Source organism: Streptomyces sp. NPDC054794 (genome assembly GCF_053611585.1).
Map to the genome: position 1 here is coordinate 1 of NZ_JBSHAQ010000105.1, position 14,018 is coordinate 14,018.

Here is a 14,018-nt window from a genome sequence, read left to right on the forward strand (position 1 = left end):
CTGGTCAGCGATCTTGTCGGGGTGACCTTCGGTCACGGACTCCGAAGTGAACAGGCGACGGGACACAACGCTCCCTGGGGTTGCAGCGGCTGCTGGCTGATCATTGTCGGACGACACTGGGAGCTGCGCCCGGCGTCGTCCGACAACAGTTTATCGGTCGCACTCGGCCGTCGGCCCACCCGTCTCGCCTCTCGGGAGCGCTGTGACCTGCGGCACGGGCATTCTGCCCAATGCCGAGCGGCATTGGCCAGAGCCGCCACGCGAGAATGTCATGTTCGAAACGTCCGGTAAACGGCTGAAACACTTCAGCCGAAGCGGCGCACCACGAGGTCCCAGACGATCTCGGCGAGGGCTTCTTTCGGGCCGTGCGGTACGGGCGTCTCCGTGCCGTCGGCGCCCAGCACGACCGCCTCGTTCTCCTCGGAACCGAAGGTCTTGCGCTCCCCCACCTCGTTCACCACGAGGAGATCGCACCCCTTGCGCGCCAGCTTCGCCCGGCCGTTGGCGAGGACGTCGTCCGTCTCGGCTGCAAATCCGACAATCACCTGTCCGGGGCGCGCCCGGTCGGCCGAGACCTCGGCGAGAATGTCCGGATTCCGGACCAGGACGATGGGATCCGGTTCCTGGTCGTCCTTCTTCTTGATCTTGCCGACGGCGTAGGCGGCCGGGCGGAAGTCGGCGACGGCGGCGGCCATGACCACGGCGTCGGCGTCCGCGGCAGCCTTCAGCACGGCCTCGCGCAGCTGTACGGCGGTCCCGACCTGGACGACGTCCACGCCCGCCGGGTCCGGCAGACCGGTGTTCGCCGCGACGAGGGTCACCCGGGCGCCCCGCGCCGCGGCCGTGCGGGCCAGGGCATAGCCCTGCTTGCCGGAGGAGCGGTTGCCGAGGAAGCGGACCGGGTCGAGGGGCTCGCGGGTGCCGCCGGCGCTGACGACGACGTGGCGCCCCTTGAGGTCGGGCTCGGTGACGCCCCGGGCGAGCACCCGGCGGCAGACCTCGAAGATCTCGGCGGGCTCGGGGAGCCGGCCCTTGCCGGTGTCGACGCCGGTGAGCCGGCCGACCGCCGGTTCGACGACGACGGCGCCACGGCGGCGCAGCGTCGCCACGTTCTCCTGGGTGGCCGGGTGCTCCCACATCTCCGTGTGCATGGCCGGGGCGAAGACGACCGGGCAGCGCGCGGTGAGGAGCGTGTTGGTCAGCAGGTCGTCGGCGAGGCCGTGGGCGGCCTTGGCGAGCATGTCCGCCGTCGCCGGGGCCACGACCACCAGGTCGGCGTGCTGGCCGATGCGGACGTGCGGCACCTCGTGGACGTCGTCCCAGACCTCGGTGGAGACGGGGTTGCCGGAGAGGGCGGACCAGGTGGCGGCGCCCACGAAGTGCAGTGCGGACGCGGTCGGCACCACGCGGACGTCGTGACCGGACTCCGTCAGCCTCCGCAGCAGCTCACAGGCCTTGTACGCGGCGATGCCGCCGCTGACCCCCAGAACGACCCTCGGCTTGTCCACCGTCTCTCCCCGGACTCGGAAACGTACGACTCACTGCCGCCGACTCAATGCTGCCTCACGGCGCGGGGACGACTCCCGCACCCCCCGAGCAGACCACAGGCCCGGCAGTCGCGCTGCCGGGCCTGTGGATAAGTCAATCTCAGTACGAAAGTACTACTACGCCGGGCCCTCAATGGCCTCGGACGTCAGCAGACCCGCGTTGATCTCGCGCAGGGCGATCGAGAGCGGCTTCTCGTGGACGTGGGTGTCCACGAGCGGACCGACGTACTCAAGGAGGCCCTCGCCGAGCTGCGAGTAGTACGCGTTGATCTGGCGGGCCCGCTTGGCCGCGTAGATCACGAGGCTGTACTTCGAGTCCGTCGCCTCGAGAAGCTCGTCGATCGGCGGGTTGATGATGCCCTCGGGCGCGGTGATGGAAGAGGACACGCTCTACCTTCCGATGGATGGGAAAAGTCAGTCACTGTGATCGGGCACGATCACACAACGTCCATCAAGGCTAGCAGCTCGCGCGCCACGTCCTTGACGGAGGTGTTGACCAAGGTCACATCGAACTCGGGCTCAGCCGCCAGCTCGATCTTGGCCGCGTCCAGGCGGCGCTCGATCACCTCGGGCGGTTCGGTGCCCCGCCCCGTGAGCCTGCGCACGAGCTCCTCCCAGGAGGGAGGAGCCAGGAACACGAGCTGGGCCTCCGCCATGGACTCGCGGACCTGCCGGGCGCCCTGGAGGTCGATCTCCAGGAGGACGGGCACACCCGCCTCCAGGTGCTCCAGCACGGCCGCACGCGGCGTGCCGTAACGGTTGCCGGCGAATTCGGCCCACTCCAGCAGCTCGCCGTTGGCGATCAGCTTGTCCATCTCCTCGTCGGTGACGAAGAAGTAGTGGACACCGTGCTTCTCGCCGGGGCGGGGCTTGCGGGTGGTCGCCGACACCGAGAGCCAGACCTCGGAGTGTTCCTTGCGCATATGGGCGACGACCGTGCTCTTGCCGACCCCGGAGGGGCCGGAGAGCACGGTCAGCCGCGGACGTTCACTCATGCAGCGATTATTCCAGCAATCCCGGGATGCCCGGGACTCCAGTCCCGGGCATCCCAGTACTCAGGAGCCGGTGCTGCCGAACTCGCGCTCCAGGGAGGCGATCTGGTTCGAGCCGAGGCCACGCACGCGGCGGCTCTCGGAGATACCGAGTCGCTCCATGATCTGCTTGGCGCGGACCTTGCCCACGCCCGGCAGGGATTCGAGCAGGGCGGAGACCTTCATCTTGCCGATGACGTCGTTCTCCTGGCCCTGCTTGATGACCTCGTGAAGAGAGGCGCCGGAGTGCTTGAGTCGATTCTTGACCTCGGCCCGCTCCCGGCGAGCCGCGGCGGCCTTTTCGAGCGCGGCTGCGCGCTGTTCAGGGGTAAGGGGCGGAAGAGCCACGCCTACGTCACCTCGGATGTCGAACTGTCGGATACGGACCGGTGAGGAACCTAGTCGCCCCACACCTGGGGAGCTACGAGCAACACGCTGCCCGTTCTCCCCCACTGCGTTGAGGGGCGCGGGAGGTGCCCCCACTGCTCGGAGACTAGCGGGCAAGTCCGCCAGAGTCAGCGAGAACAGCGGAAAAGTCCTGGTCAGCCTCCACCAGGCCGGACATTTCAGACATATTGCCCCGGATTTGAGGATGTATTCAGACTCAAGCCGCCCCGGCGAGGACTCATCGGAGGTCTCAGGCGGCCGCCACGGCCGTCCGGATCTCCTCCGCGAACCGCTCCGCCGCGGTGCGCAGCGCGCCGACGTCGGGACCGTGACGCAGAACACCCCGGCTGACGTTCGGAACGACATTGCGGACGGCCGCGCCGAAGACCCCGGGAAGATCGGCGGGGGTGGCCCCCTGGGCGCCGATGCCGGGCGCGAGGAGCGGACCGTTGATGTCCAGGTCGTACGACGACAGGTCACCGAGCGTGGCGCCGACGACCGCGCCGAAGGACCCGAGGGGCTCCTCCCCCGCGTTCTCGGCCGCCAGGTGAGCCAGCATCGTCGCCCCGACGTCGCGCCCGCCGGCCCGCACGGCATGCTGCACCTCGCCGCCCTCCGGGTTCGAGGTCAGCGCCAGCACGAACAGGCCCGTGCCGCTCTCCCTGGCCAGCGCGACGGCCGGGCTCAGCGAGCCGTAGCCGAGGTACGGCGAGACGGTCAGGGCGTCCGAGAACAGCGGGGCGTCCTTGTGCAGAAAGGCCTCGGCGTAGGCGGCCATGGTCGAGCCGATGTCGCCGCGCTTGGCGTCCATGACGATCAGCGCGCCGGCCGCCCGCGCCTCGGCGACGGACTTCTCCAGCACGGCGAGCCCGCGCGAGCCGAAGCGCTCGAAGAAGGCGCTCTGCGGCTTGAGCACGGCGACCCGGTCGGCCATCGCCTCGACGACCGTGCGGCTGAACCGCTCCAGACCGCTCACGTCGTCGTTCAGGCCCCACTCGGCGAGCAGGGACGCGTGCGGGTCGATGCCGACGCACAGCGGGCCGCGTTCGTCCATGGCGCGGCGGAGTCGGGCGCCGAAGGGTTCAAGAGCGCTCATGCGGTCGTACCGGCCTTCCGGGTGTCGGCGCCGATCGCGTCGGCGAGCGTGGCGTACGGGCTCGTGCGCAGCCGTGCGGCGAGGCCCTTGTGGATCGCGCGGCCCCAGAAGGGCCCCTCGTAGATGAAGGCGCTGTAGCCCTGCACCAGCGTGGCGCCCGCCAGGATCCGCTGCCAGGCGTCCTCGGCGTTCTCGACGCCGCCGACGCCCACCAGGGTGATCCGGTCGCCCACGCGCGCGTACAGGCGGCGCAGGACCTCCAGGGAGCGCGCCTTCAGCGGGGCGCCGGACAGTCCACCGGTCTCCTTGACCAATGAGGGTTGGGATTTCAAACCCAGACCGTCGCGCGCGATGGTGGTGTTGGTCGCGATGATCCCGTCCAGGCCGAGCTCGACGGCCAGGTCGGCGACGGCGTCGACGTCCTCGTCGGCGAGGTCGGGGGCGATCTTCACCAGCAGCGGGACCCGGCGGTGGGACACCGTGCGGTCGGCGGCCTCGCGGACCGCGCTCAGCAGCGGGCGCAGTGCCTCGGTCGCCTGCAGGTTGCGCAGCCCCGGCGTGTTCGGGGAGGAGACGTTGACGACCAGGTAGTCGGCGTACGGCGCCAGGCGCTCGGTCGACTTCACGTAGTCGCGGACGGCCTCCGCCTCCGGGACCACCTTGGTCTTGCCGATGTTGACGCCCACGACGGTCCGGAAGACCGGCTCACGGGTCGCGAGGCGGGCGGCGACGGCGAGGGAGCCGTCGTTGTTGAAGCCCATGCGGTTGATCAGCGCCCGGTCCGGGACCAGGCGGAACAGCCGCTTCTTCGGGTTGCCGGGCTGCGGCTCGCCCGTCACCGTGCCGATCTCGACGTGGTCGAAGCCCAGCATGGACATCCCGTCGATGGCGACGGCGTTCTTGTCGAAGCCGGCGGCGAGGCCGAAGGGGCCGTGCATCCGCAGCCCGAACGCCTCCGTCCGCAGCTCCTTGTAGCGGGGCGCGAGGGCGGCGGCGACGAAGGTGCGCAGCACCGGGATGCGAGCGGCGAGGCGGATCCACCGGAAGGCCAGGTGGTGGGCCTGCTCCGGGTCCATCCGCTTGAAGACCAGACGGAAGAAAAGCTTGTACATGTAGGTGTCCTCATGAAGAGGGGGACACCGTTTCCGATGTCCCCCTCAGGGCTGCTAGTCGCGGGCCGCGGTCAGGTGTTCCGCGTGTTCCTGGAGCGAACGCACTCCCACGTCGCCGTGGTTGAGGGCGTCGATGCCCTGGACCGCGGCGGCGAGCGCCTGCACCGTCGTCAGGCAGGGCACGGACCGCGCCACGGCAGCCGTACGGATCTCGTAGCCGTCGAGGCGGCCGCCGGTGCCGTACGGCGTGTTGACGATGAGGTCGACCTCGCCGTCGTGGATGAGCTGGACGATGGTCCGCTCCCCGTTCGGGCCGACGCCCTCGGACTGCTTGCGCACGATCGTGGCGTGGATGCCGTTGCGCTTGAGCACCTCCGCCGTGCCCGAGGTGGCCAGCAGCTCGAAGCCGTGCGCGACCAGTTCCCGCGCCGGGAAGATCATCGACCGCTTGTCCCGGTTGGCCACCGAGATGAACGCCCGCCCCTTGGTCGGCAGCGGACCATAGGCACCCGCCTGGGACTTCGCGTAGGCGGTGCCGAAGACCGAGTCGATGCCCATGACCTCACCGGTGGAGCGCATCTCCGGGCCGAGCACGGTGTCCACACCGCGGCCGTGGATGTCACGGAACCGCGACCACGGCATCACCGCCTCCTTGACGGAGATCGGCGCGTCGAACGGCAGCTCACCGCCGTCCCCGTGGCCCGGCAGCAGCCCCTCCGCGCGCAGCTCGGCAATGGTGGCGCCCAGGGAGATCCGGGCGGCCGCCTTGGCCAGCGGCACCGCGGTCGCCTTCGAGGTGAAGGGGACGGTGCGGGACGCGCGCGGGTTGGCCTCCAGGACGTAGAGGATGTCCCCGGCCATCGCGAACTGGATGTTGATCAGGCCCCGGACGCCGACGCCCTTGGCGATGGCCTCGGTGGAGGCCCGCAGGCGCTTGATGTCGAAGCCGCCCAGCGTGATCGGGGGCAGCGCGCACGCCGAGTCACCGGAGTGGATGCCGGCCTCCTCGATGTGCTCCATCACGCCGCCGAGGTAGAGCTCCTCGCCGTCGTACAGGGCGTCGACGTCGATCTCGATCGCATCGTCGAGGAAGCGGTCGACCAGGACCGGCCGGGACGGGCTGATCTCGGTGGACTCGGCGATGTAGGACTCGAGGCGGGTCTCGTCGTAGACGATCTCCATGCCGCGTCCGCCCAGCACGTAGGAGGGGCGGACGAGGACGGGGTAGCCGATCTCGTCGGCGATGGCCTTGGCCTCGGCGAAGGTCGTCGCGGTGCCGTGCTTGGGGGCGGGCAGGCCCGCCTCCGCCAGGACCCGGCCGAACGCGCCCCGGTCCTCGGCCGCATGGATCGCCTCCGGCGACGTGCCCACGATCGGCACCCCGTTGTCCTTCAGCGCCTGCGACAGACCCAGCGGCGTCTGACCACCCAGCTGAACCACCACACCCGCCACCGGACCGGCCTGCCGCTCCGCATGGACGATCTCCAGCACGTCCTCCAGCGTCAGCGGCTCGAAGTACAGCCGGTCGGAGGTGTCGTAGTCCGTCGAGACCGTCTCCGGGTTGCAGTTGACCATCACCGTCTCGTACCCCGCATCGCTGAGCGCGAAGGAGGCATGGACGCAGGAGTAGTCGAACTCGATGCCCTGCCCGATCCGGTTCGGACCCGACCCCAGGATGATCACCGCGGGCTTCTCCCGGGACGCGACCTCGTTCTCCTCGTCGTAGGAGGAGTAGAAGTACGGCGTCCTCGCCGCGAACTCGGCGGCGCAGGTGTCGACCGTCTTGTAGACCGGCCGGATACCCAGCGCGTGCCGGACCTCACGCACCACGTCCTCACGCAGACCGCGGATCTCCGCGACCTGCTGGTCCGAGAAGCCGTGCCGCTTCGCCTCCGCCAGCAGGTCCGGCGTCAGCTCGGCGGCGTCCGCCAGTTCGTCGGCGATCTCCTTGATGAGGAAGAGCTGGTCGACGAACCAGGGGTCGATCTTCGTGGCGTCGAAGACCTCCTCCGGCGTGGCACCGCCGCGGATGGCCTGCATGACCGTGTTGATGCGGCCGTCGGTGGGCCGGACGGCCTCGCGCAGCAGGGCGGCCTTGTCGCCGGGCTCGCCGACGAAGGTGAACTGGCTGCCCTTCTTCTCCAGCGAGCGCAGCGCCTTTTGCAGCGCCTCCGTGAAGTTCCGGCCGATCGCCATCGCCTCACCCACCGACTTCATGGTGGTCGTCAGCGTGGAGTCGGCCTGGGGGAACTTCTCGAACGCGAAGCGCGGCGCCTTCACGACCACATAGTCGAGCGTCGGCTCGAACGAAGCCGGCGTCTCCCGCGTGATGTCGTTCGGGATCTCGTCCAGGGTGTAACCCACGGCCAGCTTCGCCGCGATCTTCGCGATCGGGAAGCCGGTGGCCTTGGACGCGAGGGCCGAGGAGCGCGAGACGCGCGGGTTCATCTCGATGACGATGACCCGGCCGTCCTCGGGGTCCACCGCGAACTGGATGTTGCAGCCGCCGGTGTCGACGCCGACCTCGCGGATGACGGCGATGCCGATGTCGCGCAGCACCTGGTACTCGCGGTCGGTCAGCGTCATCGCCGGGGCGACAGTGATCGAGTCGCCGGTGTGCACACCCATCGGGTCGAAGTTCTCGATGGAGCACACGACCACGACGTTGTCGTGCTTGTCGCGCATCAGCTCCAGCTCGTACTCCTTCCACCCCAGGATCGACTCCTCCAGGAGCACCTCGGTGGTCGGGGAGAGCGTCAGGCCCTGGCCGGCGATGCGGCGCAGCTCCTCCTCGTCGTGGGCGAAGCCGGAGCCGGCGCCGCCCATGGTGAAGGAGGGGCGGACGACGACGGGGTAGCCGCCGAGCTGCTCGACGCCGTTCAGCACGTCGTCCATGGAGTGGCAGATCACCGAGCGGGCGGACTCGCCGTACCCGATCTTGGAGCGGACCGCGTCCACCACGAGCTTGAACTGGTCCCGGTCCTCGCCCTTGTGGATCGCCTCCACGTTGGCGCCGATCAGCTCGACGCCGTACTTGTCGAGGACGCCGTTCTCGTGCAGAGAGATCGCGGTGTTGAGGGCCGTCTGGCCACCCAGGGTGGGCAGCAGCGCATCCGGCCGCTCCTTGGCGATGATCTTCTCGACGAAGTCGGGGGTGATCGGCTCCACGTAGGTGGCGTCGGCGATCTCCGGGTCGGTCATGATCGTCGCCGGGTTGGAGTTCACGAGGACGACGCGCAGGCCCTCGGACTTCAGCACACGGCACGCCTGGGTGCCGGAGTAGTCGAACTCGGCGGCCTGGCCGATGACGATCGGGCCGGAGCCGATGACCAGGACGGACTGGATATCGGTGCGCTTAGGCACGCTGGCCCTCCATCAGGGATACGAAGCGGTCGAACAGGTAGGCGGCGTCGTGCGGGCCCGCTGCCGCTTCGGGGTGGTACTGGACGCTGAAGGCCGGCTGGTCGAGGAGCTGGAGGCCCTCCACCACGTTGTCATTGAGGCAGACGTGGGAGACCTCGACGCGGCCGAACGGTGTGTCGGACACCTTGTCGAGCGGGGCGTCGACGGCAAAGCCGTGGTTGTGCGCGGTGACCTCGACCTTGCCGGTCGTACGGTCCTGCACCGGCTGGTTGATGCCGCGGTGGCCGTACTTCAGCTTGTAGGTCCCGAAGCCGAGGGCGCGGCCGAGGATCTGGTTGCCGAAGCAGATGCCGAACAGCGGCGTGCCCCGCTCCAGGACGGCCCGCATGACGGAGACCGGTCCGTCGGCGGTGGCCGGGTCGCCGGGACCGTTCGAGAAGAACACCCCGTCGGGGTTGACGGCGTAGACGTCCTCGGCGGTGGCCGTGGCCGGGAGCACGTGCACCTCGATGCCGCGCTCGGCCATGCGCTGCGGGGTCATGCCCTTGATGCCGAGGTCGACGGCGGCGACGGTGTACTTCTTCTCGCCGATCGCGGGGACGACGTAGGTCTCCTTGGTGGCGACCTCGGCGGAGAGGTCGGCGCCCTCCATCTCGGGGGCCTGGCGGACCTCGGCGAGCATGGTGCCCTCGTCGGGCAGGGCGTTGCCGGAGAAGATGCCGACGCGCATGGCGCCGCGCTCGCGCAGGTGCCGCGTCAGGGCGCGGGTGTCGATGCCGCTGATGCCGACGACGCCCTGGTGGCGCAGTTCCTCGTCCAGCGAGCGCCTGGCGCGCCAGTTGGAGGGCACGCGCGCGGGGTCGCGCACGACGTAGCCGGCCACCCAGATCCGCTGGGACTCGGGGTCCTCGTCGTTGACGCCGGTGTTACCGACGTGCGGGGCGGTCATCACGACCACCTGGCGGTGGTACGACGGGTCGGTGAGCGTCTCCTGGTAGCCGGTCATGCCGGTGGAGAACACGGCCTCGCCGAAGGTCACCCCCACGGCCCCGTAGGCGCGGCCACGGAAGATGCGGCCGTCCTCCAGGACGAGTACGGCGGGAACCTTCTCGGCTCCCCGGGTGGAGGTCGTCATCGTTCGGCGCCTTCCGTGGTGGTTGTCTTGATCATGGAGTTGAGGACGTCGACCCATTCGTTGTGCTCGGCCGCGCGGTCCGAGCGGAAACCGGAGTCGATCAGCTTGTCGCCGTGTGCCCAGGTCACCACGAGCAGGCCGCCCTCGGTGAGGACCTTGCCCGCGATGCCCTTGTCGAGCCGGGCCTCGCGCAGCGCGGCGGCGGGGACGAAGAAGTCGGCCGCTCCGGGGCGTACGACGTCGAGGCCCGCGTCCGTCAGGGTGAGCTCGGCCCGGCTGCGGGTGCCCAGACCGTGGGCGACGATGCGGTCCAGCCACTGCCCGGCGGTGGTGGAGCCGTGGTAGCGGCCGCTCATGCTCAGTCTCGCCGGGCCGGTCTCTTCCGGCACGGTGGGCAGGTCCGGGATGTCGCCCTGGAGCGTGCCGCGCCACTTCCAGCCCTCGCGCATCAGCCAGTAGACGAGCACGACGAAGAGGGCGAGTCCGACGAGCCAGCCGATCCGTGCGGCCCAGTCGGTGACCTCGGCCGACTTCTGCTCGGCGGCGAGATCGGCGGCCAGTTGGGTCAGGTGCGGAGGTGTCACGTGAGCTTCCCGTCGACGAGCGTGGCCTTGCCCCGCAGCCACGTGTGGGTGACACGGCCCGGCAGCTCACGCCCCTGGTAGGGGGTGTTGCGGCTGCGCGAGGCGAAGCCCGCGGGGTCCACCTGGCCACGGTATTCCGTGTCGACGAGGGTGAGGTTGGCGGGCTCACCTGCCGAGACGGGACGGCCGTGCCCGGTGGCCTGTCCGATGTGCGCGGGCCGGAAGGACATGCGGTCGGCGACGCCGGCCCAGTCCAGCAGGCCCGTGTCGACCATCGTCTCCTGGACCACTGACAGCGCGGTCTCCAGGCCGACCATGCCCATGGCGGCCGCGGCCCACTCGCAGTCCTTGTCCTCGTGCGGGTGCGGGGCGTGGTCGGTGGCGACGATGTCGATCGTGCCGTCGGCGAGCGCCTCGCGCAGGGCCAGCACGTCGCGCTCGGTGCGCAGCGGCGGGTTGACCTTGTACACGGGGTTGTACGTGCGCACCATCTCGTCCGTCAGGAGCAGGTGGTGCGGGGTCACCTCGGCGGTGACGTCGATGCCGCGGGACTTGGCCCAGCGGACGATCTCGACCGAGCCGGCGGTCGACAGGTGGCAGATGTGGACGCGGGAGTCCACGTGCTCGGCGAGCAGGACGTCCCGGGCGATGATCGACTCCTCGGCCACCGCCGGCCAGCCGCCCAGACCGAGCTCGGCGGAGACGATGCCCTCGTTCATCTGGGCGCCCTCGGTCAGCCGCGGCTCCTGCGCGTGCTGGGCGACGACGCCGCCGAAGGCCTTCACGTACTCCAGGGCGCGGCGCATGATCACGGCGTCGTCGACGCACTTGCCGTCGTCGGAGAAGACGGTGACGCCCGCGGCGGACTCGTGCATGGCGCCCAGCTCGGCGAGCTTCTTGCCCTCCAGGCCGACGGTGACGGCGCCGATGGGCTGCACATCGCAGTAGCCGTGCTCCTGGCCGAGCCGGTAGACCTGCTCGACGACGCCGGCGGTGTCGGCGACCGGGAAGGTGTTGGCCATGGCGAAGACGGCGGTGTAGCCGCCGGAGGCGGCCGCGCGGGTGCCGGTCAGCACGGTCTCGGAGTCCTCGCGGCCGGGCTCGCGCAGGTGCGTGTGCAGGTCGACCAGGCCCGGCAGCAGCACCTTGCCGTCGGCCTCGACGACCTGGGCGCCCTCGGCGGACAGCCCGGTGCCCACCTCGGCGATGGTCTCGCCGTCGATCAGCACGTCCTGCGGCTCGCCGCCGAGCACCTTCGCACCACGGATCAGGATCTTGCTCATGGGTGTTACTTCTCCTCGGTACGGGTGTGGGTGACGGCGGGCTCGTTGCCACCGAGCAGGAGGTAGAGAACGGCCATCCGGATGGAGACTCCGTTCGCGACCTGCTCGATGGCGGTGCAGCGGTCCGAGTCGGCGACCTCGGCGGTGATCTCCATGCCGCGGACCATCGGGCCGGGGTGCATCACGATGGAGCCCTCGGGCATCCGGGCCATGCGGTCGCCGTCGAGGCCGTAGCGCCGCGAGTACTCGCGCTCGGTCGGGAAGAAGGCGGCGTTCATGCGCTCGCGCTGGACGCGCAGCATCATCACCGCGTCGGACTTGGGCAGCGTGGCGTCGAGGTCGTAGGACACCTCGCAGGGCCAGGACTCGATGCCGACCGGCAGCAGGGTGGGCGGGGCGACCAGGGTGACCTCGGCGCCGAGGGTGTGCAGCAGGTCGACGTTGGAGCGGGCGACGCGGCTGTGCAGGATGTCCCCGACGATCGTGATGTGCTTGCCTGCGAGGTCCCGGCCGAGGCCGGCGTCGCGGCCGACGAGCCGGCGGCGCATGGTGAACGCGTCCAGCAGGGCCTGGGTCGGGTGCTGGTGGGTGCCGTCGCCGGCGTTGATGACGGCGGCGTCGATCCAGCCGGAGTTGGCCAGGCGGTAGGGGGCGCCGGAGGCGCCGTGCCGGATGACCACGGCGTCGACGCCCATGGCCTCCAGGGTCTGGGCGGTGTCCTTCAGGGACTCGCCCTTGGACACCGACGACCCCTTGGCGGTGAAGTTGATGACGTCCGCGGACAGGCGCTTCTCGGCGGCCTCGAACGAGATCCGGGTGCGCGTGGAGTCCTCGAAGAAGAGGTTGACGATCGTGCGGCCGCGCAGGGTCGGCAGCTTCTTGATCGGCCGGTCGGCGACCCGGGCCATCTCCTCGGCGGTGTCGAGGATCAGGACGGCGTCGTCGCGGGTGAGATCGGCGGCCGAGATGAGATGACGCTGCATCTGTCAGGCTCCGTAAGGCAGTTCAGTATCGGGAGATTCCGGGCAGACGGGGGCGCGAGGAGCGGGGGTACGGCCCTTGGGGACGTACGCCGGTGCGCTACTGGCGCCGCTCGCCCGGGGCGGCCGGCTTGACGCCGAGCAGCACGGTGTCGCGACCGTCCTCCTCGGCGAGCTGGACCTTGACCGTCTCCCGCAGCGACGTGGGGAGGTTCTTGCCGACGTAGTCGGCACGGATGGGCAGTTCGCGGTGGCCGCGGTCGACGAGGACCGCGAGCTGGACCGCGCGCGGGCGCCCGATGTCGTTCAGCGCGTCGAGGGCGGCGCGGATGGTGCGGCCGGAGAAGAGCACGTCGTCGACGAGGACGACCAGACGGCCGTCGATGCCGTCACCGGGGATCTCGGTGCGGGCCAGCGCACGCGGCGGGTGCATGCGCAGGTCGTCGCGGTACATGGTGATGTCGAGGGAACCGACCGGCATCTTGCGGTCGGTGATCTCCTCCAGCTTCACGGCGAGCCGCTGGGCGAGGAAGACGCCCCGGGTCGGAATGCCGAGCAGCACCACGTCGTCGGCGCCCTTGGCGCGCTCGACGATCTCGTGGGCGATGCGGGTCAACACCCGCGCGATGTCGGGCCCTTCGAGAACGGGCCGGGCATCGGACGCTTGTGCGTCAGCTTGCGTGTCCATAAGAAACGGACCTCCTTCTCCGCCTCACGGGACGGACCTTAAAGGACGTCGGAATTGCGCCATCCACGCTACCAGGTCGCCACGACGCCGCTGATCACCCCCTTGGCGTAATCTGCCGCCGCCACCACGGAAGAGTCGGTGCGGACCATTCGGCTTGACGCAGCAGAGTAACGCTGCGTAACCTCACAGTGAGTTACCAGCCGCGCGGCGCGGAAACGCAGCCCGCCGCGTCGACACAGTGTCCGGGGAGCCATATGTCCAGCGAATACGCCAAACAGCTCGGGGCAAAGCTCCGGGCCATCCGCACCCAGCAGGGCCTTTCCCTCCACGGTGTCGAGGAGAAGTCCCAGGGCCGCTGGAAGGCGGTCGTGGTCGGTTCGTACGAGCGCGGCGACCGCGCCGTGACCGTACAGCGTCTTGCGGAATTGGCCGATTTTTATGGTGTCCCCGTGCAGGAGTTGCTGCCGGGCACCACGCCCGGCGGTGCCGCCGAGCCCCCGCCGAAGCTGGTCCTGGACCTGGAGCGGCTGGCCACCGTGCCGGCCGAGAAGGCGGGCCCGCTCCAGCGTTATGCAGCGACGATCCAGTCCCAGCGCGGTGACTACAACGGCAAGGTGCTGTCGATCCGCCAGGACGACCTGCGCACACTCGCCGTCATCTATGACCAGTCGCCCTCGGTCCTGACCGAGCAGCTGATCAGCTGGGGTGTCCTGGACGCGGACGCGCGCCGCGCCGTGGCCACTCACGAGGAGAGCTGACCCGCTCAGCGCTTCAGCAGAAACGTGCCGCCGGGGTGGCCGGAACTTGACGGT

At 69.9% G+C, this 14,018-nt stretch carries 14 protein-coding genes; 1 reads left to right on the top strand and 13 read right to left on the bottom strand.

All coding sequences use genetic code 11. The features are described from left to right. The 13 genes from ACWGKT_RS47165 to pyrR form a co-directional block, all read right to left on the bottom strand. A partial coding sequence (locus ACWGKT_RS47165; protein WP_306434313.1) for an S-adenosylmethionine synthetase N-terminal domain-containing protein occupies positions 1-66 on the bottom strand: 66 nt, incomplete at its 3' end. A gap of 239 nt (positions 67-305) precedes the next feature. After that, positions 306-1,508, bottom strand: a complete 1,203-nt coding sequence (gene coaBC / locus ACWGKT_RS47170; protein ID WP_356144985.1) for a bifunctional phosphopantothenoylcysteine decarboxylase/phosphopantothenate--cysteine ligase CoaBC — start codon at positions 1,506-1,508, stop codon at positions 306-308. Between the two features lie 156 nt (positions 1,509-1,664). Continuing rightward, positions 1,665-1,934: a DNA-directed RNA polymerase subunit omega gene (gene rpoZ, locus ACWGKT_RS47175; protein ID WP_023842852.1), complete on the bottom strand. Its 270-nt coding sequence runs from the start codon at positions 1,932-1,934 to the stop codon at positions 1,665-1,667. Between the two features lie 50 nt (positions 1,935-1,984). Next, on the bottom strand, positions 1,985-2,542 hold the full coding sequence (gmk, locus tag ACWGKT_RS47180; RefSeq protein WP_235458608.1) for a guanylate kinase: 558 nt from the start codon (positions 2,540-2,542) through the stop codon (positions 1,985-1,987). 60 nt (positions 2,543-2,602) lie between these two features. After that, on the bottom strand, positions 2,603-2,926 hold the full coding sequence (locus tag ACWGKT_RS47185; protein WP_003977346.1) for an integration host factor: 324 nt from the start codon (positions 2,924-2,926) through the stop codon (positions 2,603-2,605). 289 nt (positions 2,927-3,215) lie between these two features. Then, positions 3,216-4,061 (bottom strand): orotidine-5'-phosphate decarboxylase, encoded by an 846-nt coding sequence (gene pyrF / locus ACWGKT_RS47190; RefSeq protein WP_356144987.1) that lies wholly within the window; start codon positions 4,059-4,061, stop codon positions 3,216-3,218. Further along, the gene (locus ACWGKT_RS47195) at positions 4,058-5,173 is read right to left on the bottom strand and encodes a quinone-dependent dihydroorotate dehydrogenase (protein WP_453278618.1); all 1,116 of its coding nucleotides are present in this window, start codon (positions 5,171-5,173) and stop codon (positions 4,058-4,060) included. Before ACWGKT_RS47195 ends, pyrF begins: the two co-directional genes overlap by 4 nt. Before the next feature lie 54 nt (positions 5,174-5,227). Further along, positions 5,228-8,536 (bottom strand): carbamoyl-phosphate synthase large subunit, encoded by a 3,309-nt coding sequence (carB, locus tag ACWGKT_RS47200; RefSeq protein WP_453278619.1) that lies wholly within the window; start codon positions 8,534-8,536, stop codon positions 5,228-5,230. Continuing rightward, the gene (gene carA / locus ACWGKT_RS47205; protein ID WP_356144993.1) at positions 8,529-9,671 is read right to left on the bottom strand and encodes a glutamine-hydrolyzing carbamoyl-phosphate synthase small subunit; all 1,143 of its coding nucleotides are present in this window, start codon (positions 9,669-9,671) and stop codon (positions 8,529-8,531) included. Before carA ends, carB begins: the two co-directional genes overlap by 8 nt. Beyond that, positions 9,668-10,255 (bottom strand): PH-like domain-containing protein, encoded by a 588-nt coding sequence (locus ACWGKT_RS47210; protein WP_453278620.1) that lies wholly within the window; start codon positions 10,253-10,255, stop codon positions 9,668-9,670. The genes carA and ACWGKT_RS47210 overlap by 4 nt, the downstream gene beginning before the upstream one ends. Beyond that, complete coding sequence (locus tag ACWGKT_RS47215; protein ID WP_235458689.1) at positions 10,252-11,538, bottom strand: dihydroorotase; 1,287 nt, start codon at positions 11,536-11,538, stop codon at positions 10,252-10,254. Before ACWGKT_RS47215 ends, ACWGKT_RS47210 begins: the two co-directional genes overlap by 4 nt. 5 nt (positions 11,539-11,543) lie before the next feature. Further along, on the bottom strand, positions 11,544-12,521 hold the full coding sequence (locus ACWGKT_RS47220; protein ID WP_356144999.1) for an aspartate carbamoyltransferase catalytic subunit: 978 nt from the start codon (positions 12,519-12,521) through the stop codon (positions 11,544-11,546). 97 nt (positions 12,522-12,618) lie between these two features. Then, on the bottom strand, positions 12,619-13,206 hold the full coding sequence (pyrR, locus tag ACWGKT_RS47225) for a bifunctional pyr operon transcriptional regulator/uracil phosphoribosyltransferase PyrR (RefSeq protein WP_356145001.1): 588 nt from the start codon (positions 13,204-13,206) through the stop codon (positions 12,619-12,621). 254 nt (positions 13,207-13,460) lie between these two features. Between pyrR and bldD the strand changes: the two genes are divergently transcribed. Next, entirely contained in the window at positions 13,461-13,964 is a 504-nt protein-coding gene (gene bldD / locus ACWGKT_RS47230) for a transcriptional regulator BldD (RefSeq protein ID WP_086170636.1), read from the top strand. Positions 13,965-14,018: the final 54 nt, after the last annotated feature.

Excerpts from the sequence above, each read along its gene's own strand:
- gmk (WP_235458608.1), bottom strand. The coding sequence starts at position 2,542 with ATGAGTGAACGTCCGCGGCTGACCGTGCTCTCCGGCCCCTCCGGGGTC.
- pyrF (WP_356144987.1), bottom strand. The coding sequence starts at position 4,061 with ATGAGCGCTCTTGAACCCTTCGGCGCCCGACTCCGCCGCGCCATGGAC.
- ACWGKT_RS47195 (WP_453278618.1), bottom strand. The coding sequence starts at position 5,173 with ATGTACAAGCTTTTCTTCCGTCTGGTCTTCAAGCGGATGGACCCGGAG.
- carA (WP_356144993.1), bottom strand. The coding sequence starts at position 9,671 with ATGACGACCTCCACCCGGGGAGCCGAGAAGGTTCCCGCCGTACTCGTC.
- ACWGKT_RS47215 (WP_235458689.1), bottom strand. The coding sequence starts at position 11,538 with ATGAGCAAGATCCTGATCCGTGGTGCGAAGGTGCTCGGCGGCGAGCCG.
- ACWGKT_RS47220 (WP_356144999.1), bottom strand. The coding sequence starts at position 12,521 with ATGCAGCGTCATCTCATCTCGGCCGCCGATCTCACCCGCGACGACGCC.
- pyrR (WP_356145001.1), bottom strand. The coding sequence starts at position 13,206 with ATGGACACGCAAGCTGACGCACAAGCGTCCGATGCCCGGCCCGTTCTC.
- bldD (WP_086170636.1), top strand. The coding sequence starts at position 13,461 with ATGTCCAGCGAATACGCCAAACAGCTCGGGGCAAAGCTCCGGGCCATC.